The organism is Streptomyces cyslabdanicus (genome assembly GCF_052663305.1).
In genome coordinates, this window is record NZ_JBQRUW010000002.1 from 284,616 (window position 1) to 307,549 (window position 22,934).

The window sequence follows — 22,934 nt, forward strand, 5'->3', positions numbered from 1 at the left end:
GGACGGCGGCGTCCCACGCCGGTACGGGCCCTGGCGCGGCTCCTGTCCGGGAGCTGCCGTACTCCCCCGGACAGGCGGTCCGTCCTCACGGGCATCACGAGCACAGGGCTCGCGGACCGCACCCGGGCCTCACGGGCCACACCCGGGAATCACCCGGGGATGAGGCCGTCGTCGCTCAGCAGGTCCCGGACCTGCTCCAGGGTGGCGTCCGCGGCGGGGAGGATCAGGTCGGACGGCTCCAGGGAGTCGTCCGGCACGGGCTCGCCCAGTTCGCGGACCCTGGACAGCAGGGCCGCGAGGGTGCGACGGAAGCCGGGACCGTCGCCCTTCTCCATCTCGACCAGGAGTTCGTCGTCCAGTTTGTTGAGGTCGGCGAGGTGGCCGTCGGCCAGCCTCACCTGTCCCTCTCCCATGATCCGTACGATCATGTCGCCCTCCTTGGCGTGGCCCCGGCTGTCGGTGACGCGGCGTGCCTCGACGCGGCTCACTGCTTGTCGAAGCGGGGGGTGTCCTGCGGCTGCTGCTGGGGCCGGCCCTCGCCCGCGCCGCCTTCGATCGCCTGCCGGTCCGCGGACGAGCCTCCGGCCAGCTCCGCCTTCATGCGCTGGAGCTCCAGCTCTACATCCGTACCACCGGAGAGCCGGTCCAGCTCGGTCTGGATGTCGTCCTTGGCCAGACCGGAGGGGTCGTCCAGGGCACCGGAGGCGAGCAGCTCGTCGATCGCGCCGGCCCGGGCCTGGAGCTGCGCGGTCTTGTCCTCGGCCCGCTGGATGGCCAGGCCGACGTCGCCCATCTCCTCGGAGATGCCGGAGAACGCCTCGCCGATCCGGGTCTGCGCCTGGGCCGCCGTGTAGGTCGCCTTGATCGTCTCCTTCTTCGTACGGAAGGCGTCGACCTTGGCCTGGAGGCGCTGGGCCGCCAGGGTGAGCTTCTCCTCCTCGCCCTGGAGCGTGGCGTGCTGCGTCTGCAGGTCCGTGACCTGCTGCTGGAGCGCGGCACGACGGGAGAGCGCCTCGCGGGCCAGGTCCTCGCGGCCCAGCGCGAGCGCCTTGCGGCCCTGGTCCTCCAGCTTCCCGGACTGCTGCTGCAACTGGTTCAGCTGGAGCTCCAGGCGCTTGCGGCTGGTCGCCACGTCCGCGACACCGCGCCGCACCTTCTGCAGCAGCTCCAACTGCTTCTGGTACGAGTAATCGAGGGTCTCGCGCGGGTCCTCGGCCCGGTCAAGGGCCTTGTTCGCCTTCGCGCGGAAGATCATCCCCATACGCTTCATGACACCGCTCATGGGCTTCGCGCGCCCCCTTCTGACGGACTCCAGCTCACAGCTCTGCGACAGAACCCACAGTACGGGCCCTGTGACCATTACCGCACTGTTCGGGAGCGGATACGGTCATCCCCGAGGACGACTGCGTCCGCTTCCGCTCCGGCGCAGGGAGGATGCGCCCCCCTGATCACCGGGCGACGACGGTCGCAAGACGTCCCCTCTGTCCCCGTACAGACGATCGGTGTTGCCGGATCGTTCCCCGCGGGGCTGGGGTCCATGCGGGTCAAGCCCTTACCCTTGGGTTTTGTGTTCCGTAGCCGTGCCAAGGATGAGAAGGCCCCGGTCGCCGACAAGGCACCGGTGAGCGTCTCCAAGCAGACCCGCGACCCGCAGGCCCCCAAGGGGCGCCCCACCCCCAAGCGGAGTGAGGCGCGTTCCCAGCGCCGCAGCGTCGCCAACACGTCGATGACGCGCAAGGACGCCGCGAAGCGGCAGCGCGAGGAGCGCCGAGTCCAGTTGGAGCGGCAGCGCCAGGCCCTGGCGAGCGGCGACGAGCGCTATCTGCCGGCCCGCGACAAGGGCCCGGTGCGCCGGTTCGCGCGCGACTTCATCGACTCGCGGTTCAACATCGCGGAGTTCTTCCTGCCGATGGCCGTGGTCATCCTGGTCCTGAGCATGATCCGGGTGCCCGCGCTGCAGAACATCGCGCTGCTGCTGTGGCTCGTGGTGATCGTCCTGATCGTGCTGGACTCGGCGCTCAGCGGTTTCCGGCTGAAGAAGCGCCTGAACGAGCGCTTCCCGGACCAGAGCAAGCGGGGCGCGGTCGCCTACGCCCTGATGCGCTCCCTCCAGATGCGCCGGCTCCGGCTGCCCAAGCCGCAGGTCAAGCGCGGGGAGCGGCCCTGAGCGCGACCGCTTTCTCCGAGGGTGCGGCGGACGCCTGGCTGCACAAACTGGGTGGGCTGCGTGACGTCGTACGACAGCAACTGGTGGCCCGGCAGCTCGACGAGCAGATAGCCGGGCGGTTCCCGGTCGGGCAGCGGCTGCGGGTGCTCGACGTGGGAATGGGCCAGGGCACCCAGGCACTGCGGCTGGCCCGGGCCGGGCACCAGGTCACCGGCATCGAACGGGAGCAGACGATGATCTCGGTGGCCCGCGCCGCGCTGGCCGCCGAGCCGGAGGGCATCCGGGCGCGGGTGCGGATCGTCGAGGGCGACGGCCAGGACACCGGCGTGCACTTCCTGCCGGGCAGTTTCGACGTGGTGCTGTGCCACGGGGTGCTGATGTACGTCGAGGAGCCGGACCCGCTGCTCGCGGGGCTGGCGCGGATGCTCGCGCCGGGCGGCCTGCTGTCGCTGCTGGTGCGCAACGGCGACGCGCTGGCGCTGCGCCCGGGGCTGTCCGGCGAGTGGCCGACGACGCTGGCCGCGTTCGACACGACGGCGTACCGCAACCGGCTGGGGCTGGACGTACGGGCGGACCGCCTCGGGAACCTGACGGCGACCCTCGCCGGGATCGGGGCGCCGCTGCGGACCTGGTACGGGGTACGGGTCTTCACGGACACGGCGGCGGACGACGCGGAGCCCCCGTCCGACACCGAGACACTGGAAACACTGCTGGCGGCCGAGGAACGCGCCGGCCGGACGGACCCCTACCGCGCGGTGGCGGCACTGCTGCACCTGTGCGGCGTACGCGGCTGACGCCGCGTCACGATACGGACCGCACCCGTGCGGGGTGCGCGACGGACCACCGTCGCACCCGTGCGGGGCGGGCACGGGGACCGGCCGCACCCGTGCAGGGTGCGTGGCCGACCACCGGCCGCGCCCGCCGCGCGCGGTGCCCTTCTGAAGACCGGCCGCAGCCATGCGGCGGACGCGGCACGCACCCTGTGCGGGTGCGCCGCTGAAGAGCAGCCGTCATCCGACCGGGGCCCCGCTGACCACCGGCCGCCCTCCGCGGGGCACGCAGTCCGACAAGCGGGGCCGCACCTGTCCGGGGTGCGCTGCCGGCCACCGGGCCGAGCCCGTGCGGAGCATGGTTCGCAACCAGCCGCCCCCACGCCACGCCCGCCGCAGGCGGTCGGCTGGTGCCGCTCGTTCGGGTGAGTACCGGGAGCCGGGCGTGGGGCGTGCGGCGAGACTCGGGGCATGGATGTCTTCCCCGCGCGTGCCCTCGCCCGCGGTCCGCGGCCGATCGCCCTGCTCGCCGCCCTCCTCTGCTGCGCCGCGCTGCTGTCCGGGTGCGACGGCGCGGCCGACCCGCAGGCGACGGCCCCCGGGTCGCCGGACCCGGCCGGGGCCCGGCAGCCGGCCGCCGCGACCTCGGCGAACGATCTTCAGACCGCCTTCATGCGGGTGATCAAGGAGGCTCTGCCGTCGGTCGTGCAGATCCAGTCCGGCGACCAGCTGGGGTCCGGGGTCGTGTACGACGACAAGGGGCACGTCGTCACCAACGCGCACGTCGTCGGGACCGGGAAGAGGTTCCAGGTGACCACGGCGAACAGCGAGGCGTCGCTCACCGCCACGCTGGTCTCCTCCTACCCGGACCAGGACCTCGCCGTGGTCAAGCTGGACAAGGTGCCGCACGGGCTGAAGGCGGCCACCTTCGGCGAATCGGGGAAGGTGGAGGTCGGGCAGATCGTCCTGGCCATGGGCTCGCCGCTGGGGCTGTCGTCCAGCGTGACCCAGGGGATCGTGTCGGCGACCGGACGCACCGTCAGCGAGGGGCAGGAGGGCGGCGGCACGGGGGCCACGATCGCCGGGATGGTGCAGACGTCGGCCGCGATCAACCCGGGCAACAGCGGGGGCGCGCTGGTGAACCTGAACGGCCAGGTCATCGGCATCCCGACACTCGCCGCGGCCGACCCCCAGCTCGGCGGCAGCGCCGCGCCGGGCATCGGCTTCGCGATCCCGGCGTCGACGGTGAAGACGATCGCCGGCCAGATCGTGCGGTACGGCAGGGTCGTGAACTCCGGCCGGGCCGCGCTCGGCATCACCGGGCGCACCGTCGTCGGCCCGGACTACGAGCCCGCCGGGGTCGCGGTGGTGGTCGTGAAGGACGGCGGGGCCGCGGCGCGGGCGGGGATCCGGCCCGGGGACATCATCACCAAGGTGGGCGGCAAGGACATCACCACGATCACCTCGCTGTCGGAGGTCCTCGCCGCCGACCGGCCGGGACAGCGGACGACGGTGACGTACTCGCGTGACGGCAGCGAGAAGACGGTGGACGTGACGCTGGGCGAGCAGTGAGCCGGGGGCGGGCGGCCACCGAATGCCGCCCGGTCCGCCCAGGACCTGCCGCGCAACAGGCCCTACGCCGGGGCCCTCGCAACAGGCCCTACGCCGGGGCCTCGTCCCCGTGCAGGCTCATCGGGCCGTAGATCTCCTTGGCGTCCTCGAACAGCCGCACCTGGTCCGCGCCGCCGTCGAGCAGGTCCTTCCAGTTCTCGCCGATCCAGGACTCGGCGTCGCCCTGCGTGGTGAACTCCTCGGGCTGCACCGCGGGCTGGACCTCCGTCCCGTCGGTCGTCTCGAACCGCCACGTCCATGCCGCCATGTACGCCTCCCTGGTATGAGCACACTGCACAGCGCGGGCCGGATCCTGTCCGGCCTCCCGCCCGCAGCCTAGGGCCTCTCGTGACCTTCCCGCCCGTGTGGTGGATCATGCCCCGGGCGCGGGTGGCGGTGTTCCGCTCCCCGATCCGCCGGACAGACCCCGGCCGGATGCGCGGGTCCCGCGGCGGCAGGCGAAAATCGGGTCCGTGGACGTGACTCTGCTCGGCACCGGTGCCCCCGCGGGACTGCCCCGCCCCGACTGTCCCTGCGCGGCCTGCGCGACCGCGTTCGGCGCGGACGCGCGGGCGGCGACCGCGCTGCTCGTGGACGGGGCGCTGCTGCTGGACCTGACCCCCGGCGCGGCGTTCGCGGCGGCGCGGGCGGGGCAGTCGCTGGGCGGCGTGGGGCACGTGCTGCTGTCGCACCCGCACGACGGTCCCGCGGTCGAGGTGCCGGCCGGGCTGCCGCAGCCGGGGCGGGTGCCGGACGGGCGGGAGATGACGCTGTCGACGGGGCACCGGGTGCGGGCGGTGGCGCTGGACGCCCCCGGCACCGGGTACGCGGTGACCGGCCCGGACGGGCAGCGGCTGCTGTACCTGCCGCCGGGCGGCGCGCCGGCCGGTCTGGAGGAGGGTTCCGCGCGGACGTACGACGTGGTCCTGTCGGACGTGGTGGGGCGACCCGACGCGCTGGCCAGGCTGCGGGCGGTCGGGGCGGTGGGGCCGGCCACGGACGTCGTCGCGGTCCACCTCGACCACGACGTGCCCCCGGGTCCGGAGCTGCGCCGGCGGCTCGCGGCCGCGGGGGCGCGGGCCGTGCCGGACGGTACGACACTGACGGTCGGGGCATACGTGAATGAACCAGCTGAACCGGATGTACCGACCGTGCCCCGGCGCACGCTCGTGCTCGGCGGGGCACGGTCGGGCAAGTCGGTGGAGGCCGAGCGGCGCCTGGAGGCGTTCCCCGGCGTGCTGTACGTGGCCACCGGCGGCACCCGCGGCGGGGACACCGAGTGGGCGGCCCGGGTGGCCGCGCACCGGGAGCGGCGGCCGGGCTCGTGGCGCACGACCGAGACGTGCGACCTGGTGCCGTTGCTGGCGCAGGACGGCCCGCCGCTGCTCGTCGACTGCCTGTCGCTGTGGCTGACGGACGCGATGGACTCCGTGCGCGCCTGGGACGACGCCGAGTGGGCGGGCGGCGGCGAACGCGCCCTGCGCGAACGGGTGACGGCCCTGACCGAGGCCCTGCGCGCCACCCGGCGCACCGTGGTGGCGGTCTCCAACGAGGTCGGCTCGGGCATCGTCCCCGCCACCGCCTCAGGCCGCCGCTACCGGGACGAACTCGGCCGTCTGAACGCCGCGTTCGCCGCGGAGTGCGAACAGGTCCTGCTGGTGGTGGCCGGTCAGGCGCTGGTGCTGCGCGGCTGACCGGGTGGAGGCGTGCGGGTCCGGCACCGTCCGGGTGCGCCGCCGTACGCCGCCGTGCGCCGCGGCCGAGGCCGGTCGCGGGTGCCGTGCCGTGCGGCTCAGGGCAGGGGACCTCGGGCGACGACCCGGTAGGTGTTGGAGAGGCCGGGGATGTGGCGGAGGAGGGGCGAGAGGAGGAGGTCCAGGAGTGCCGCCGCGTCCACCAGGGGGGCGGCGAGGGCGGTCAGGGCCGTGCGCAGGGTGTGCTGGAGGCCGGTCGGCGGATCGTCGTGCCAGGGGGCGTCGGCGGCGGGCAGCACATGGGCGAGGACCAGGGCGGTGGCCGCCGCCAGGTCGTTCGGCGTGTGCGGGGCGCGGCGGTCGGTGACGAGGACGGTGCAGCCCTGGGACTCCAGTTCCGCGCGGAGGTTGGCCGGCGGCAGCAGGTGCAGATGGCGCGGCTGGCCGTGCGGCAGCCACCATCTGCCCAGCAGCCGGGCGGGCACGCACTGCGGGTCGGGCAGTTCGATCAGCAGGTGCCCGCCGGGGCGCAGCGCGGTGAGGGCGCCCCGCAACTCCGCGCGGGGGTCCGGCACATGGGCCAGGTGGTGGAAGATGCTGACCACGTCGTAGCGCGCTCGCAGCCGCTCGGCGATGTGCGGGTCGGCCAGGTGCCCGACGTGGGCCTCCTCGACCCGCCCCTGCTCACGGGCCCGCTCCACGCGCTGGGTGGGGTCCAGGCCGTCGAAGGCGGTGTAGGGGAACACCTCCTGCGCCGCCCCGGGGAAGTGGCCGTGGCCCGTGCCGACGTCCAGCCAGCTCTCCGGCTCCCCCACGGTGCTCATCCGGCGCGCGTCGGACCGGTGCCGGCGGCGGGCGCGGCGGGCCGCGAACGCGGGGTCCGCGAGGCCTCCCGGGGCGTCCTCGTCGAAGTCCCGGTGGTAGAAGGCGAGTCCGGCCGCCGTGAGCCGGGGGTTCTGGAAGGCGTGGCCGCAGTCCAGGCACTCGTCGACCGCGAACGTGCCCGGCTTGTGCTGGAGCAGGTCCGGCGCGCGCAGCCGGGTGCGCAGCCGGCCGGAGCCGCACCACGGGCAGTCGGCGCGGGGCGGCTCCTGGAAACGACCGGTGCCCTGGGCGAGTTCGGCGGCGTACGCGAGGCGGCGGGGGTCGTAGAACCCCGGAGCGTACGGCAGGGGCGGCATGGGCGGCTCCCGATGGTCACTGCGAGAACAAGTCACTGCAAAGGGAACGTATGGGATCCGGATCTTGGCCGGAAAGACGCCGTACGGGTGTGGTGGCGATGTGGCGCGGCCCGCTGGGATCGGGGCCGGTACTGTTCGGCGAATGAGCGCGCTGAATCTCGACGACTTCACCGATCTGATCGAGCGCCCGGACGGCGGACTGCGCCGTGACGCCGAGGTGCGCCGGGAGCGTCAGGTCGTGCCGCCCGGTGTGCTGGGCCGCCTGGACGACCTGGGTGAGTGGCTGGCCGCGGCCCAGTCCGCCGTACCGGTGCGGCCGGTCGAACGGCCGAAGGCGGTGCTGTTCGCCGGCGACCACGGGGTCGCGGAACTGGGTGTGTCGGTGCGCCCCGCGGGCAGCGCCGAGCAGCTGGTACGGGCGGTGCTGGAGGGCGGCCGGCCGGTGTCCGTGCTGGCCCGGCGGCTCGGCGTGCCGGTACGGGTGGTCGACATGGCGCTGGACTGCGCGCCCGAGTCGCTGCCCGGGGACGTCGTGCGGCACCGGGTGCGGCGCGGCAGCGGGCGCGTCGACATCGAGGACGCGCTGACCCTCGAGGAGGCGGAGGCCGCCTTCAGGGCCGGCGTGGCGGTGGCCGACGAGGAGGCCGACTCCGGTACGGACCTGGTGGTGCTGGGCGACATCAGCGTCGGCGGGACCACGCCGGCCGCCGTGCTGATCGCCGCGCTGTGCGGGACGGACGCGTCGGTGGTGACGGGGCGCGGCGGCGAGCCGATCGACGACCTGGCGTGGATGCGCAAGTGCGCGGCGATCCGGGACGCGCTGCGCCGGGCCCGGCCCGTCCTCGGGGACCAGTTGCAGCTGCTGGCCACGGTGGGCGGGGCCGACCTCGCCGCGATGACGGGTTTCCTGTTGCAGTGCGCGGTGCGGAAGCTGCCGGTGATCCTGGACGGCGTGGTGTCGGCTGCGTGCGCGCTGGTGGGACAGCGGGTGGCGTTCCGGGCGCCGGACTGGTGGCTGGCCGGTCACCACAGCGGCGAGCCGGGCCAGGCCAAGGCCCTGGACCGGATGGCGCTGGAGCCGCTCGTGGACCACGGTGTCCGGGTCGGCGAGGGGGCGGGGGCCCTGCTGGCGCTGCCCCTGGTCCAGAGCGCCGCCGCACTGGCCGCGGAGCTGCCCGAGCGCCCGGAGACCCCGGACGCCCCGGAGCCCGAAGCGACCGAGGACGACGCGACCAAGGGCCGGACGACCGGGGACCAAACGGCCACGGAGAGGCCGGCCGGGGAAGAGGCGCCCGAAGACGGGACGGCCGAGGAGAAGGCAGCCGAGAAGTAGCCACCCGGGCCCGGCCGGGCACCGGCGGCCCCACACGAGCCGCACGGACCCGGCCGGGCACCGGCCGCCCCACACGAGCCGCGCGGCCCGGCCCAGCACCGGCCGTCCCCCACACGAGCCGCCCGAGGCCGGGCCCGGCCCGGCAGCCGCACCCTCGCCCCCGCCCGGCCACCCTGGCCCAGCTGGCCGCCGTGCGGCGTGTCGACACGTGCGGCGCGCGGGACCGCGTGTACTACTGCGCGGGCGCCGAGGCCATGTATGCGTCCCGCCGCCCGCACGCCCGCACGCCACGGCGAACGCGGCGGTACCCACTGGCACCGCCCGGCCTACCGGCACCGCCCGGCCCGGCGAGGGGACGCCCACCGGCCTCACCCGGCCGCGCCCGCGTTCACCCGCCGGCCCCAGGGCAACATCGCCCCGGCACAGCCCGTCCACACGCCCCAGCCACCCGCCGACCCCGGCGCAGCCGCACTCCGGCCCCGCCCGGGAACACGGCGGTCACTCGCAAAAGGCCGGGCGGACCCCGCAGGCCGTCCGACCCCGGCGCCGGCAGCGTCGCGCACGGACGGCGGGTGAAAAGGGACACCCGTCGAGGTAGCGCCCATATGATCACTGTTCATGGGAGATGCCCGAATTGCCGTGCGTGGGGAGCGGGCCCCGGTTCGCGTGGCCGAGGCGGGGCGGCCGGGCGGCGGGGTCTCGCGGCGGGCCGCCGCGTCCGCCGTCTGGTACCTGCGGGCAGTCGCGTTCGTCAACTTCCTCAGCGCGGTCTGGGTCTCCCTGGAGCAGGACGTGCGGCGGCACAACCGTGAGGACCTCTTCACGCCGTACCTGCTGACCGCCGGCTTCGCCTCCGGCGTGTTCGCCGCCTTCCTGGCCATCACCATGCGGCGGCGCAAACGGGCCGCCTGGATCCTGAACATGGCGCTGTCCGGGCCGTTCCTCGCGCTGTTCGCGTTCACCATGACCTTCCCGGAGATCCGCCACTTCGCGCAGAACTGGATCTCCCTGGTCCTCACCGCCGCCTTCGTCGCCGCGCTGCTGCTCGGCCGCCGCGAGTTCTACGCCAAGGGCGACCGCGCCAACCCGCGGCTCGCCGCCGCCGTCGGCCTCGGCGGGCTGCTGGTCTCCTCGCTGCTCGCCACGCTGCTGGTGACGGTCACCAACCAGGCCCCGGACGCGGCCCGTTCGACGTACCCGGAGCGCTGGCGCTACGGCACGCTGCGGCTCGTCTCGGTCGACGCCTCCGCATCCCGTTTCCCCGGCATCGACACCCCGAGCTGGGTGAACGTGTCGATCAACGTCCTGTCCACGGCCCTGGTCCTCGCCGTCCTGTACGCCGCCTTCCGCTCCCGCCGCGCCGTCGACCCGCTCACCGCCGACGACGAGGGACGGCTGCGGGAGCTGCTGACCCGACACGGCGAGCGCGACTCGCTCGGCTACTTCGCGCTGCGCCGGGACAAGAGCGTGATCTGGTCGCCGACCGGAAAGGCCGCCGTCGCCTACCGCGTCCTGGGCGGGGTGTCCCTGGCCTCCGGGGACCCGCTCGGCGACCCGGAGGCCTGGCCCGGCGCCATCGAGGGATGGCTGGCCGAGGCGCGGGCGCACGGCTGGATCCCCGCCGTGATGGGCGCGAGCGAGGAGGCCGGCACGGTGTACGCGCGGCACGGCCTGGACGCCCTGGAACTGGGCGACGAGGCCGTGGTCGAGGTGGACGGCTTCACCCTGGAGGGGCGGGCCATGCGGACCGTGCGGCAGGCCTACAACCGGGTCGCGCGCGCCGGGTACACCGTGCGCGTCCGGCGGCACGAGGACATCCCCGCACACGAGATGGCGTACCTGGTCGACCGGGCGGACGACTGGCGGGACGGCCCCACCGAGCGCGGCTTCAGCATGGCCCTTGGCCGGCTCGGCGACCCGCGGGACGGGCGGTGCGTGATGCTGGAGTGCCATGACGACCGCGGCGAGCTCAGGGCCCTGCTGTCGTTCGTGCCCTGGGGGCCGCACGGGCTGTCCCTGGACGTGATGCGCCGCGACCGGCACGCCGGCAACGGGCTCATGGAGTTCATGGTGCTCGACCTGCTGCGCCGGGCCCGGCAGATCGAGGTCACCCAGGTCTCGCTCAACTTCGCGGTGTTCCGCTCCGTCTTCGAAAGGGGGGCGCGTCTTGGCGCGGGACCGGTGCTGAGGCTGTGGCGGTCACTGCTCGGGCTGTTCTCCCGCTGGTGGCAGATCGAGTCGCTGTACCGCGCGAACGCCAAGTACCGGCCCATCTGGGAACCGCGGTTCCTGCTCTTCGAGAAGAGCGCGGACCTGCTGCGCATCGGCCTCGCGGCGGCGCGCGCGGAGGGGTTCCTGGAGGCGCCGGGGCCGCCGAAGTGGCTGCACCGAAGACACCGGGAGACGCACGGATGAGCGCACTCGCCCGCTGGGCCCGCGCCGAATGGGGGCTGCTGTACGCCACCGTGCGCGAGCCGCTGCTGAAGCGGCGCCTGCGGGCCGTCCCGATGACCGTCGGAGCGGTGGCCCTGACGGCGGTGCTCCAGCTGGTGCAGAACCAGTCCTGGGGCTACGGCCCGGTGCAGCAGCTCGGGGCCGTACGGGCCGAGGAGCCGTTGTGGCGCGCGCTGCTGCACACTCCCCTGTCGCTGTTCGTGCCGGCGCTGGACCTGCCGGTGTGGGGCGCGCTGGCGCAGGTCCTGTGCGTGTTCGGCGTCGCCGAGATCTGCCTGGGCCGGCCGCGGACCCTCGCCGTCGCCTGTGTCGCCACCCTCTCCGGGACCCTGTACGCGCGCCTGGGCGTGGCCCTGGGCCCGCACCTCCCGCTCGGCCTGCCCGCGACGGACGCGCACGTGGTGGACACCGGCCCGTCGGCGGCCGTGGTGGGCCTCGCGGTCTACGCCGGCTGGCGCTACGGGGCGTACGTCACGGCGGGCGCGGTGACCGCGGCCATGGCGCTGGAGGTCGCGCTGAAACAGAACCTGGCCGGCAAGGAGCACCTGGCGGCGATCGCCGGGGTACTGCTGCTGTGCGCGCTGTCGGCGGCCCGGCGCCGGGTGCCGCGCGCCGCGGCGTCATCTGCGCCCGGGCAGGCGGGCCGGCCGCTGCTGGTCCGGTTTGCCGCCGATCCAGTCCTGGAAGGCCCGGCGGGGGCGGGACCAGCGGCGGTCGTGCCGGCGGGCGCGCCGGCCGGCCCGGGCCCGGGCGCGCGGGCGGCGGTGGTAGAAACGCCGGTCCCAGTAGGAGTCGGGGCGGGCCAGGCGGATCGCGCCGACCAGCGCGATGAACGGAATGATCACGCCGAACAGGGCGATGCGGCCCTTGCCCTTGCTCAGGGCGACCAGGGAGAAGAGGAAGTTCACCACCACGCTCGTGATGACCGCCCCGCGGTCCTCCAGCTCGGCCCGGGACAGGTTGTTGACGCCGAACGGGGAGAAACCGGCGAGAACGAGGCCGACCAGCGCTGCTGTGATCACCACGACCTCGACGCTCTTGCGGCCCGACTCGGTCCAGTAGACGTCGTCCAGGTGAAGGATCAGCGCGAACTCGTCCAGCACGAGGCCCGCGCCGACGCCGAAGACGACCGCGAAGGCCGCCGTGGCGGCGGAGTGCCGGCCGCTGCTGGCCACCACGCCGAAACCGCCGAGGATGGTGAGGACGACGCCGGGGACGGCGTGGTGGATGTGCAGCCCGCCCGCCTTGACGTTGCCGAAGGGGCCCTTCCCGGCGCGGATCAGGCGAGTGATCACCCGGGTGACCACGAAGGTGAGGACGAAGGCGGTCAGGGCGAGGAGCAGGGGCAGCTTGCCGGGTTCGACGATGTTCCGCTCCAGCCAGTGGCCCATGTACGCAGTGTGCCGCCTGCGCCGGTCGCCCGCCCGCCCGCCGGGGGGTCCGCGCAGGTCCCGTAGTCTGCCCGGGTGTTCAGGTTCCCCTCGCCGCACGGGCCGCGGTTCGCCTTCGGCACCCTCACCGTCCTTCCGGTCAGGGTGAGCCGCTGGGACCGCGAGGCGGCACGCGGGGGGATGCTCTGCGCGCCGCTCGCCGGACTCGTGGTCGGGGTGGCGGCCGCGGCCGTGGGACTGCTGCTGCTCCTCGCCGGCGCCGGCGCGCCGCTCGCCGCCGTCGGCAGCGTCGCCGTGCCCGCCGCGCTGACCCGCGGTCTGCACCTGGACGGGCTCGCCGACACCGCGGACGGACTCGGCAGCGGCAAGCCCGCCGAGGACGCCCTGCGGATCATGAAGCAGTCGGACATCGGCCCCTTCGGGGTGATCACGCTCGTGTTGGTGCTGCTCGCCCAGGCGGCCGCGCTGACCCGGGCCTACGACGGCTCCTGGGCCCGCGGCGCGCTCGCCGCCGTCGTCTCGGCGACGGTCGCCCGGCTGGCCCTGACGCTGGCCGCCCGGACCGGGGTGCCGGCCGCCCGGCCGGAGGGCCTGGGGGCCGCGGTCGCGGGGGTGGTCCCGCTGCCGGGCGCGATCGGCGCGGTGCTCGCGGTCGCGGCGGCCGCCGTGGCGGCGGGCGCCCTCTTCGGCGCCTGGGCCTGTGTGCTCACGGCGCTGGCGGTGGCCGCCGCCCTGACCGCCGCCGAGCTCCTCCTGCGCCACTGCACCCGCCGCTTCGGCGGCGTGACGGGCGACGTCTTCGGCGCGCTCGCCGAGACGGCCGCCACCGCCGCGCTGGTCGTCCTGGCCCTGCGCTGAACCCGGCGGCTCGGCGGGTCCGGCGCCACACCCCCGGTTCGTACCCGGCGTGGAACACCGCCCGCCCGCCGCGAGCAGGGCTTGGGCCGGGCGCATTCGCCGTACGGGGCGCCCTGTTCGTCGACCGCGGAGTCGAAGTCCGCGGACAGGTGCGGGATCTGGTCCCGATCGTTCTTCGGGCCGACCGCCGTGCCCCTGCCGTGGGCCGGCACCGCCGGTACCGTCCCGTGTGGAGGCGCCACCGGTGATCATCGCCGATTCGGTTGCCGGGCACGGCAGTTGCCCGCCCGGCGGGCGGGCAGGGCCTGCGCCGGAGGCCACCGGCGCCGGTGCCTGCGGCCGGTGGCGGAGCCGGGATGTGACGGCGACGCATCCGCCGGGTGAACACCCACGGGAGTGACCGGCGCCGTGACGCGCGTAGGCTCGTGGCGGGTGTTTGCCTGCCCGGGTGAAGACCGCACCGTATGAAGGACTTATGGTCGGGCCCGGTCGACCCACCCGAATTCGGCCAACCACCTTTCACAGGGAAGCGAGATTTCACCACCGTGACTGCTCTCACTCTCAGCACCACCGCGGCGCCCGGCCTGCGGGCCGACGCGATCGTGGTCGGTGTCGCCAAGGACTCCGGATCGAAGTCCGGGGACCTGGTCGTAGCTCCGGGCGCCGAGTCCGTCGACGAGGCGTACGACGGCAAGCTCGCCGACGTCCTGGGGACCCTCGGCGCCTCCGGTGCCGAGGGCGAGGTGACCAAGCTGCCCGCGCCGTCCGGTTTCAAGGCCCCGCTCGTGCTCGCGGTGGGCCTCGGCCCGCGCCCCGAGAAGGACGCCGGCTACGAGGCCGAGGTGCTGCGCCGGGCCGCCGGTGCCGCCGCCCGCGCTCTCGCCGGGACGAAGACGGCCGGCTTCGCGCTGCCGGTCGCGGACGCCGCCGGTACCGCCGCGGTCGGCGAGGGCGCGCTGCTCGGCGCGTACTCCTTCGACGCCTACAAGGAGAACGGCAAGGACGCCGACTCCCGCGACGGCAAGGCGCCGCTCGGCGAGGCCGTGCTGCTCGGCGACAACGCGGGCGACGAGGCGCACAAGGCCGCCGTCGCGCGCGCCACCGCCCTGGCCGAGGAGCTCAACCGCGCCCGCGACCTGATCAACACCCCGCCGAACGACCTGAACCCGGCCGCCTTCGCCGCCGTCGCCGAGGACGCGGCCGAGAAGCACGGCCTGAAGGTGCAGGTGCTCGACGAGAAGGCGCTCGCCGAGGGCGGCTACGGCGGCATCCTGGGCGTCGGCTCCGGCTCGGCGGCGGCTCCGCGTCTGGTCAAGCTGTCGTACACCAGCCCCAAGGCGAAGAAGCACCTGGCCCTGGTCGGCAAGGGCATCACCTACGACTCGGGCGGCATCTCGCTCAAGCCGGCCGGCCACAACGAGACGATGAAGTGCGACATGGCCGGCGCCGCCGCCGTGTTCGCCGCCGTCGTCGCCGCCGCCCGGCTCGGCCTCGAGGTCAACGTGACCGGCTGGCTGGCGCTGGCCGAGAACATGCCCTCCGGCTCCGCCACCCGCCCCGGCGACGTGCTGCGCATGTTCAGCGGCAAGACGGTGGAGGTGCTCAACACCGACGCCGAGGGCCGGCTGGTCCTCGCGGACGCGCTGTGGGCCGCCTCGCAGGAGAAGCCGGACGCGATCGTGGACGTGGCCACGCTGACCGGCGCGATGGTGCTGGCGCTGGGCAGCCGCACCTTCGGGATCATGGCGAACGACGACGCGTTCCGCTCCGCGATCCACGAGGCCGCGGAGGAGGTCGGCGAGGAGGCGTGGCCCATGCCCATGCCGGAGCACCTGCGCAAGGGGATGGACTCCCCGACCGCCGACCTCGCCAACATGGGCGAGCGCATGGGCGGCGGCCTGGTCGCCGGCCTGTTCCTGCGCGAGTTCGTCGGCGAGGGCATCACGTGGGCGCACCTCGACATCGCGGGCCCGGCCTTCAACGAGAGCGGCCCGTTCGGCTACACGCCGAAGGGCGGCACCGGCTCGGCGGTCCGCACGCTCGTGCGTCTCGCCGAACTGGCCGCCTCCGGCGACCTCGGCTGAGTCCGCCCCGCGGCCCGCGGTCCTTCCGCGGGCCGCGGGCGTGGGGTGTATCACACTCCAGCCCCGCGTCTCGTTCACTCCCGACAAGTGCGAAGATGGGCGTCGGCAGGACAGGGCCCCCACCGAAGGGCCGAAACTCAAGCGGCCGGACACCAGCCGCCTGCCGGTCACCGACGACCGGCGTACGGCGCAATGCATGGAGGACGTGACGTGGCGAACGACGCCAGCACCGTTTTCGACCTAGTGATCCTCGGCGGTGGCAGCGGTGGCTACGCCGCGGCCCTGCGCGGGGCGCAGCTGGGCCTGGACGTCGCCCTGATCGAGAAGGACAAGGTCGGCGGTACCTGCCTGCACCGGGGTTGCATCCCCACCAAGGCCCTGCTGCACGCGGGCGAGATCGCCGACCAGGCCCGCGAGAGCGAGCAGTTCGGTGTGAAGGCCAGCTTCGAGGGCATCGACGTGCCCGCCGTCCACAAGTACAAGGACGACGTCATCTCGGGCCTGTACAAGGGCCTCCAGGGACTCATCGCGTCCCGCAAGGTGACCTACATCGAGGGTGAGGGCCGGCTGTCCTCCCCGACCTCCGTCGACGTCAACGGGCAGCGGATCCAGGGCCGTCACGTCCTCCTGGCGACCGGCTCCGTGCCGAAGTCCCTGCCGGGCCTGCAGATCGACGGCAACCGCATCATCTCCTCCGACCACGCCCTCGTCCTCGACCGCGTGCCGAAGTCCGCGATCATCCTGGGCGGCGGTGTCATCGGCGTCGAGTTCGCCTCCGCCTGGAAGTCCTTCGGCACCGACGTCACGATCGTCGAGGGCCTGAAGCACCTCGTCCCGGTCGAGGACGAGAACTCCTCGAAGCTGCTGGAGCGCGCCTTCCGCAAGCGTGGGATCAAGTTCAACCTGGGCACCTTCTTCCAGAAGGCCGAGTACACCCAGGACGGCGTCAAGGTCACCCTCGCCGACGGCAAGGAGTTCGAGGCCGAGGTCCTGCTCGTCGCCATCGGCCGCGGCCCGGTCTCCCAGGGCCTGGGCTACGAGGAGGCCGGGGTCGCCATGGACCGCGGCTACGTCCTCGTCGACGAGTACATGCGCACCAACGTCCCGACCCTCTCCGCCGTGGGCGACCTGGTCCCCACCCTCCAGCTCGCGCACGTCGGGTTCGCCGAGGGCATCCTGGTGGCGGAGCGTCTGGCCGGTCTGAAGCCCGTGCCGATCGACTACGACGGTGTTCCGCGGGTGACGTACTGCCACCCGGAGGTCGCCTCCGTCGGCATCTCCGAGGCCAAGGCCAAGGAGATCTACGGCGCGGACAAGGTCGTCGCCCTGAAGTACAACCTGGCGGGCAACGGCAAGAGCAAGATCCTGAAGACCGCGGGCGAGATCAAGCTCGTCCAGGTCAAGGACGGCGCCGTGGTCGGTGTCCACATGGTCGGCGACCGCATGGGCGAGCAGGTCGGCGAGGCCCAGCTGATCTACAACTGGGAGGCGCTGCCCGCCGAGGTGGCCCAGCTCATCCACGCCCACCCGACCCAGAACGAGGCGCTCGGCGAGGCTCACCTGGCCCTGGCCGGCAAGCCGCTGCACTCCCACGACTGACGCCCACGTCATCGGCGCGACGACACAGACTTCCGTAATTCGTTAGGAGCAACCGAAACCATGGCGGTTTCCGTAACCCTTCCGGCGCTCGGCGAGAGCGTCACCGAGGGCACTGTCACCCGCTGGCTGAAGGCCGAGGGCGAGCGTGTCGAGGCCGACGAGCCGCTGCTCGAGGTCTCGACCGACAAGGTCGACACCGAGATCCCCTCCCCCGTCGCCGGCGTGCTGGCCTCCATCAAGGTCGCCGAGGACGAGACCGTCGAGGTCGGCGCCGAGCTGGCCGTCATCGACGACGGCTCCGGCGCCCCCGTCGCGGCCCCGGCCCCGGCCGCCGCCGAGGCTCCGGCCCCCGCCGCCGAGCCCGCCCCGGCCCCGGTCGCCGAGGCCCCGGCCGCCCCGGCCCCCGCCGCCGCCCCCGCCGCCCCTGCCGGTGGCGCCGCGGGCACGGACGTGGTCCTGCCCGCACTCGGTGAGTCCGTCACCGAGGGCACCGTCACCCGCTGGCTGAAGTCGGTCGGCGACTCCGTCGAGGCGGACGAGCCGCTGCTCGAGGTCTCCACGGACAAGGTCGACACCGAGATCCCGGCGCCCGCCTCCGGCGTGCTGCTCGAGATCGTCGTCGGTGAGGACGAGACCGCCGAGGTCGGCGCCAAGCTCGCCGTCATCGGCGCTCCCGGTGCCGCCCCGGCTCAGGTCGCGGCCCCGGCGGCTCCGGCTCCGGCCGCCGCTCCGGCTCCGGCCCCCGCGGCTCCGGCAGCCCCCGCGGCTCCGGCTCCCGCTCCGGCTCCGGCTCCGGCTCCGGCTCCGGCTCCGGTCCAGCCGGCTGCCCCGGCTCCCGCGCCGGTCGCGCCCGCCCCGGTCACCCCGGCCCCGGCTGCCGTTCCGGCCGCCGCCCAGCCGACCGACGAGGGCGCGTACGTGACCCCGCTGGTGCGCAAGCTCGCCGCCGAGAACGGCGTCGACCTGTCCACCGTCAAGGGCACCGGCGTCGGCGGCCGTATCCGCAAGCAGGACGTGCTCGCCGCGGCCGAGGCCGCGAAGGCCGCCGCGGCTGCCGCTCCGGCCGCCGCCGCTCCGGCCGCCCCGGCGAAGAAGGCCCCCGTCCTGGAGGTCTCCCCGCTGCGCGGCCAGACCGTGAAGATGCCGCGGATCCGCAAGGTCATCGGCGACAACATGGTCAAGGCGCTGCACGAGCAGGCCCAGCTGTCCTCGGTGGTCGAGGTCGACGTGACCCGCCTGATGCGCCTGCGCGCCCAGGCCAAGGACTCGTTCGCGGCGCGCGAGGGCGTCAAGCTCTCCCCGATGCCGTTCTTCGTCAAGGCCGCCGCCCAGGCGCTGAAGGCCCACCCGGTCATCAACGCCAAGATCAACGAGGCCGAGGGGACCATCTCCTACTTCGACACCGAGAACGTCGGTATCGCGGTGGACTCCGAGAAGGGCCTGATGACCCCGGTCATCAAGCACGCCGGTGATCTCAACATCGCCGGTATCGCCAAGGCCACCGCCGACCTGGCGGGCAAGGTCCGGGCCAGCAAGATCACCCCGGACGAGCTGTCCGGCGCGACCTTCACCATCAGCAACACCGGTTCGCGCGGCGCGCTGTTCGACACGATCATCGTGCCGCCGGGCCAGGTCGCGATCCTCGGCATCGGCGCCACCGTCAAGCGCCCGGCCGTCATCGAGACCGAGGAGGGCACGGTCATCGGCGTCCGCGACATGACCTACCTGACCCTCTCCTACGACCACCGCCTGGTGGACGGCGCCGACGCGGCCCGCTACCTGACGGCGGTCAAGGCGATCCTGGAGGCGGGCGAGTTCGAGGTCGAGCTCGGCCTCTGATCCCCCCCCCCCCCCCCCCCCCCAGCCCCACAAGACGGCGCCCCCCCCCCGAACCTCCCCAGGGGGGGGGAGTTGTGCTTTGAACCCCCCCCCCCCCCCCCCCCCCGCAACCGGGACCCAGCAGTACGGCGCCCCCGTCCGGAACCTTCCGGGCGGGGGCGCCGCGTTTGCCGTTTCTTGGCCATGACGGCGTGTAAGTCTCGTCTCACCTGCACGAAAGCGCCCGTATGCGCCCTTCCGCCGAGCGCCGACAGCCGTATTGTCTAAACGTCGAACGCCCCCCGGGGGCCCGAGGGTCCCCCCGTGAAGGAGCCCTCCATGACCGCGCCCGTCGTCCACTCGCTGCGCGAACAGATCCGCGAGCACATCGTGGAGGGGATCGTCAGCGGGCGCTGGAAGCCGGGCGAACGGATCGTGGAGCGGCGGATCGCCACCGAGCTGGAGGTCAGCCAGACGCCGGTGCGGGAGGCGCTGCGCGAGCTGGAGTCGCTGCGCCTGATCGAGTCGGCGCCGAACAAGGGCGTGCGGGTGCGCAACCTGACCGCCGCCGACCTGGAGGAGAGCTACCCGGTCCGGGCCGGCCTCGAGGCCATCGCGGCGGAGCTGGCGGCCGAGCGGCTGGCGGACGACTGCTCGGCCCTGGAGCCGCATGTGGCGGCGCTGTACGAGGCCGACCGCGACTCCGACGGCACCGGCCAGGTCCGGCACACGGTGGCCTTCCACCGCGAGCTGGTCCGCGCGGCCGGAAACTCGGTGCTACTGCACACCTGGGAGGGCCTGGGCATCGAGGTGTTCACCGCGCTGTCGATCCGCTGGCTGGGGACGGTCCAGCAGTCGTACGCGGAGGAGCACGAGGAGTTGGTGCAGGCGTTCAAGCGGCGGGATCCGCGGATTGCCGAACTGGTCAAGGCGCACGTGCTCGGCTGCGCGCCGCGAGCCTGAGCCGGCCGATCAACGGTACGCTCACCTGCGGAAACCCCGCAAAAAAGCGGCACGGCGTGCCTGTTTCCAAGGCACCGGGTGCCGACTTTCTCGAAATCGAAGGGTTTTACGCTTGAACCCTTTGATCGATCATCGATCAGGGAGTTAGAGTCACCGCTGGGCTTCCACCAGAGCCTCACGCCCTGTCCTGCCAAAGACCAAGGGCACCCCTGAACCCTTACCGATGAGGGAACCCCCTTCGACTGAGGAAGGCGGCGACATGACCGACCCCAACGCCATCCAGCCGAGCGAGCTCGACCAGCTCCCGGACCGCGACCCTGAGGAGACCGCCGAATGGCAGGCCTCCCTGGACGCCGTCGCCCAGGCGGCCGGGCCGCACCGTACCGCGTATCTGATGCGCCGTACGCTGGAGCGCGCCGAGGGCGCCGGCGTCCACCTCCCCAAGCTCCTCGAGACGGACTACATCAACTCCATCCCGACCTCGGCGGAGCCGGCCGCCCCCGGTGACGAGGCCATGGAGGCCCGCATCACCGCGTGGAACCGGTGGAACGCGGCGGCGATGGTGACCCGCGGCAGCAAGTACGGCGTCGGCGGCCACATCGCCACCTTCGCCTCCGCGGCCTGGCTGTACGAGACCGGCTTCAACCACTTCTTCAAGGGCAAGGAGGGCGACGGCTCCGGCGACCAGCTGTACATCCAGGGCCACGCCTCCCCGGGCATCTACGCCCGCGCCTTCCTCGACGGCCGGCTGACCGAGCAGCACCTGGACAACTTCCGCCAGGAGGCCGGCGGCAACGGCCTGCCGTCCTACCCGCACCCGCGCCGGCTGCCCTGGCTGTGGGAGTTCCCGACGGTGTCGATGGGCCTCGGCCCGATCTCCGCCATCTACCAGGCCCGGTTCAACCGCTACCTGACCAGCCGCGGCATCAAGGACGTCTCCGACTCGCACGTCTGGGCGTTCCTCGGCGACGGCGAGATGGACGAGCCGGAGTCCACCACCGCGCTGACGCTCGCCTCCCGCGAGGGCCTGGACAACCTCACGTTCGTCATCAACTGCAACCTCCAGCGCCTGGACGGCCCGGTCCGCGCCAACTTCAAGATCGTGCAGGAGCTGGAGGCCCTGTTCCGGGGCGCCGGCTGGAACGTGGTCAAGACGCTGTGGGGCTCGGCCTGGGACGAGCTGTTCCAGCTCGACACCACGGGCGCGCTGGTACGCCGGCTGCGCCAGGTACCGGACGCGCAGGTCCAGACGTACCAGACCCGCGACGCCGCCTACATCCGCCAGGACTTCTTCGGGGCCGACCCGGCGCTGGCCGAGATGGCGAAGCTGCTGAGCGACGACAAGATCATCGAGTGCTTCCACTTCTCGCGCGGCGGGCACGAGGCGCGCAAGGTCTTCGCCGCCTACAAGGCCGCCCTCGCGCACAAGGGCGCCCCGACGGTGATCCTGGCCCAGACGGTCAAGGGCCACACCCTCGGTTCGGGCTTCGCGTCGAAGAACGCCAACCACCAGATGAAGAAGCTGTCGGCGGACGAGTTCAAGCAGATGCGTGACCTGCTGGACCTGCCCATCCCGGACAGCGCCTTCGCCGACGGCCAGGTCCCCTACGGCCACCCCGGCGCCGACTCCCCCGAGGTGCGCTACCTCCAGGAGCGCCGCGCGGCCCTCGGCGGCCCGGCTCCGGCCCGCCGCGTCCACCCGGTCGCCCCGCTGCCCGCCCCGGCCGACAAGGCGTTCGCCGCCTTCGACAAGGGCTCCGGCTCGCAGAGCGTGGCCACCACCATGGCGTTCGTCCGCCTGGTCAAGGACCTGGTCCGCGACAAGGAGACCGGCAAGCGCTGGGTGCCGATCGTCCCCGACGAGGCGCGCACCTTCGGCATGGAGTCGCTGTTCCCGTCGCTCGGCATCTACTCGCCCAAGGGCCAGACGTACGAGCCGGTCGACCGCGACCAGCTGATGTACTACAAGGAGGCCAAGAACGGCCAGATCCTCAACGAGGGGATCACCGAGGCCGGTTCGATGGCCGACTTCATCGCCGCCTCGTCGTCGTACTCGACGCACGGCGAGCCGATGATCCCGTTCTACATCTTCTACTCGATGTTCGGCTGGCAGCGCACGGCCGACCAGATGTGGCAGCTCGGCGACCAGCTCGGCCGCGGCTTCCTGGTCGGCGCCACCGCGGGCCGCACCACGCTGACGGGTGAGGGCCTCCAGCACGCCGACGGCCACTCGCCGGTCATCGCGGCGACCAACCCGGCCGCGCTGACCTACGACCCGGCGTTCGCCTACGAGGTCGCGGCCATCGTCAAGGACGGTCTGCGCCGTATGTACGGCCAGGCCGCGCCCGGCGAGGACCAGGACGTCTTCTACTACCTGACGGTCTACAACGAGCCGCTGCCGCAGCCGGCCAAGCCGGCCGTCCCCGGCATCGACGAGGGCATCGTCAAGGGCCTGTACCGCTTCAACACGGCGGAGTCGGCGGGCCTGACGGTCCCGGCGAACGCGCCGCGGATCCAGCTGCTCGGCTCCGGCACGGCGATCCACTGGGCGCTTGGCGCCCAGCGGATGCTGGCCGAGGAGTGGGGCGTGGCCGCCGACGTGTGGTCCGCGACCTCCTGGGGCGAGCTGCGCCGGGACGCCATGGAGGCCGACGCGGCGCTGCTGCGCGGCGAGGAGCGGGTGCCGTACGTCCGCCGGGCGCTCCAGGGCGCCGAGGGCCCGGTCCTCGCGGTCTCCGACTACATGCGCCAGACCCCGGACCAGATCGCGCAGTGGATCGAGCAGGACTACACCTCGCTCGGCACCGACGGCTTCGGTCTGTCGGACACCCGTGACGCCGCCCGCCGCCACTTCGGCGTCGACGCCCAGTCGATCGTCGCCGCCGCCCTGGCCCAGCTCGCCCGGCGCGGCGAGGTGAAGGCCTCGGCGGTCAAGGAGGCCCGGGAGAAGTACGGCCTGTGAGGCACACCGCATGACGACGAAGGGGTACGGCCGCGGCCGTACCCCTTCG

At 73.5% G+C, this 22,934-nt stretch carries 17 protein-coding genes and 1 pseudogene; 13 read left to right on the forward strand and 5 right to left on the reverse strand.

Annotated elements, in window-relative coordinates; genetic code table 11:
• Nucleotides 1-149 precede the first annotated feature (149 nt).
• Both pspAA and ACTYVM_RS01880 read right to left on the reverse strand, forming a co-directional pair.
• Complete coding sequence (gene pspAA, locus ACTYVM_RS01875; RefSeq protein ID WP_445524194.1) at nt 150-428, reverse strand: PspA-associated protein PspAA; 279 nt, start codon at nt 426-428, stop codon at nt 150-152.
• Nucleotides 429-484: 56 nt separating this feature from the next.
• Nucleotides 485-1,282 carry a PspA/IM30 family protein gene (locus ACTYVM_RS01880; RefSeq protein ID WP_376395197.1) on the reverse strand — a complete coding sequence of 266 codons (798 nt, stop codon included), beginning with the start codon at nt 1,280-1,282 and terminating at the stop codon, nt 485-487.
• Between the two features lie 285 nt (nt 1,283-1,567).
• Between ACTYVM_RS01880 and ACTYVM_RS01885 the strand changes: the two genes are divergently transcribed.
• From ACTYVM_RS01885 to ACTYVM_RS01895, 3 genes are all read left to right on the forward strand, one after another.
• Nucleotides 1,568-2,167, forward strand: a complete 600-nt coding sequence (locus ACTYVM_RS01885; RefSeq protein ID WP_445524195.1) for a DUF3043 domain-containing protein — start codon at nt 1,568-1,570, stop codon at nt 2,165-2,167.
• An 83-nt stretch (nt 2,168-2,250) separates the two neighbouring features.
• Nucleotides 2,251-2,961 carry a class I SAM-dependent methyltransferase gene (locus ACTYVM_RS01890; RefSeq protein WP_445524196.1) on the forward strand — a complete coding sequence of 237 codons (711 nt, stop codon included), beginning with the start codon at nt 2,251-2,253 and terminating at the stop codon, nt 2,959-2,961.
• A 447-nt stretch (nt 2,962-3,408) separates the two neighbouring features.
• Nucleotides 3,409-4,509: a S1C family serine protease gene (locus ACTYVM_RS01895; RefSeq protein WP_445524197.1), complete on the forward strand. Its 1,101-nt coding sequence runs from the start codon at nt 3,409-3,411 to the stop codon at nt 4,507-4,509.
• An 88-nt stretch (nt 4,510-4,597) separates the two neighbouring features.
• Here the strand turns inward: ACTYVM_RS01895 and ACTYVM_RS01900 are convergent, their stop codons facing one another.
• Nucleotides 4,598-4,816, reverse strand: a complete 219-nt coding sequence (locus ACTYVM_RS01900; RefSeq protein WP_400025759.1) for a hypothetical protein — start codon at nt 4,814-4,816, stop codon at nt 4,598-4,600.
• Nucleotides 4,817-5,021: 205 nt separating this feature from the next.
• Between ACTYVM_RS01900 and ACTYVM_RS01905 the strand changes: the two genes are divergently transcribed.
• Nucleotides 5,022-6,242: a bifunctional adenosylcobinamide kinase/adenosylcobinamide-phosphate guanylyltransferase gene (locus ACTYVM_RS01905; RefSeq protein WP_445524198.1), complete on the forward strand. Its 1,221-nt coding sequence runs from the start codon at nt 5,022-5,024 to the stop codon at nt 6,240-6,242.
• 98 nt (nt 6,243-6,340) lie between these two features.
• On the opposite strand, the gene ACTYVM_RS01910 is transcribed toward ACTYVM_RS01905, so the two are convergent.
• Entirely contained in the window at nt 6,341-7,423 is a 1,083-nt protein-coding gene (locus tag ACTYVM_RS01910; RefSeq protein ID WP_445524199.1) for a class I SAM-dependent methyltransferase, read from the reverse strand.
• Nucleotides 7,424-7,565: 142 nt separating this feature from the next.
• On the opposite strand from ACTYVM_RS01910, the gene cobT reads away from it, so the two are divergent.
• The 3 genes and pseudogenes from cobT to ACTYVM_RS01925 all read left to right on the forward strand — a co-directional run.
• Nucleotides 7,566-8,756: a nicotinate-nucleotide--dimethylbenzimidazole phosphoribosyltransferase gene (gene cobT, locus ACTYVM_RS01915; protein ID WP_445524200.1), complete on the forward strand. Its 1,191-nt coding sequence runs from the start codon at nt 7,566-7,568 to the stop codon at nt 8,754-8,756.
• Nucleotides 8,757-9,374: 618 nt separating this feature from the next.
• Entirely contained in the window at nt 9,375-11,171 is a 1,797-nt protein-coding gene (locus tag ACTYVM_RS01920; RefSeq protein WP_445524201.1) for a phosphatidylglycerol lysyltransferase domain-containing protein, read from the forward strand.
• Nucleotides 11,168-11,836: pseudogene (locus ACTYVM_RS01925) on the forward strand (hypothetical protein); the annotation flags it as partial. The gene ACTYVM_RS01920 and the pseudogene ACTYVM_RS01925, both read left to right, overlap by 4 nt.
• Here the strand turns inward: ACTYVM_RS01925 and ACTYVM_RS01930 are convergent.
• Nucleotides 11,831-12,601 (reverse strand): hypothetical protein, encoded by a 771-nt coding sequence (locus tag ACTYVM_RS01930; protein WP_445524202.1) that lies wholly within the window; start codon nt 12,599-12,601, stop codon nt 11,831-11,833. The pseudogene ACTYVM_RS01925 and the gene ACTYVM_RS01930 sit on opposite strands and share 6 nt — an antisense overlap.
• A gap of 75 nt (nt 12,602-12,676) precedes the next feature.
• On the opposite strand from ACTYVM_RS01930, the gene ACTYVM_RS01935 reads away from it, so the two are divergent.
• From ACTYVM_RS01935 to aceE, 6 genes are all read left to right on the forward strand, one after another.
• On the forward strand, nt 12,677-13,459 hold the full coding sequence (locus ACTYVM_RS01935) for an adenosylcobinamide-GDP ribazoletransferase (RefSeq protein WP_445524203.1): 783 nt from the start codon (nt 12,677-12,679) through the stop codon (nt 13,457-13,459).
• A 545-nt stretch (nt 13,460-14,004) separates the two neighbouring features.
• The gene (locus ACTYVM_RS01940) at nt 14,005-15,543 is read left to right on the forward strand and encodes a leucyl aminopeptidase (RefSeq protein WP_445524204.1); all 1,539 of its coding nucleotides are present in this window, start codon (nt 14,005-14,007) and stop codon (nt 15,541-15,543) included.
• Between the two features lie 210 nt (nt 15,544-15,753).
• Nucleotides 15,754-17,142 carry a dihydrolipoyl dehydrogenase gene (gene lpdA / locus ACTYVM_RS01945; RefSeq protein WP_445524205.1) on the forward strand — a complete coding sequence of 463 codons (1,389 nt, stop codon included), beginning with the start codon at nt 15,754-15,756 and terminating at the stop codon, nt 17,140-17,142.
• Between the two features lie 60 nt (nt 17,143-17,202).
• Complete coding sequence (gene sucB, locus ACTYVM_RS01950) at nt 17,203-18,981, forward strand: 2-oxoglutarate dehydrogenase, E2 component, dihydrolipoamide succinyltransferase (RefSeq protein ID WP_445524206.1); 1,779 nt, start codon at nt 17,203-17,205, stop codon at nt 18,979-18,981.
• 318 nt (nt 18,982-19,299) lie between these two features.
• A complete protein-coding gene (locus ACTYVM_RS01955; RefSeq protein WP_400025743.1) occupies nt 19,300-19,923 on the forward strand; it encodes a GntR family transcriptional regulator in 624 nt (207 codons plus the stop codon).
• Nucleotides 19,924-20,182: 259 nt separating this feature from the next.
• Nucleotides 20,183-22,885 (forward strand): pyruvate dehydrogenase (acetyl-transferring), homodimeric type, encoded by a 2,703-nt coding sequence (gene aceE, locus ACTYVM_RS01960; RefSeq protein WP_445524207.1) that lies wholly within the window; start codon nt 20,183-20,185, stop codon nt 22,883-22,885.
• Nucleotides 22,886-22,934: the final 49 nt, after the last annotated feature.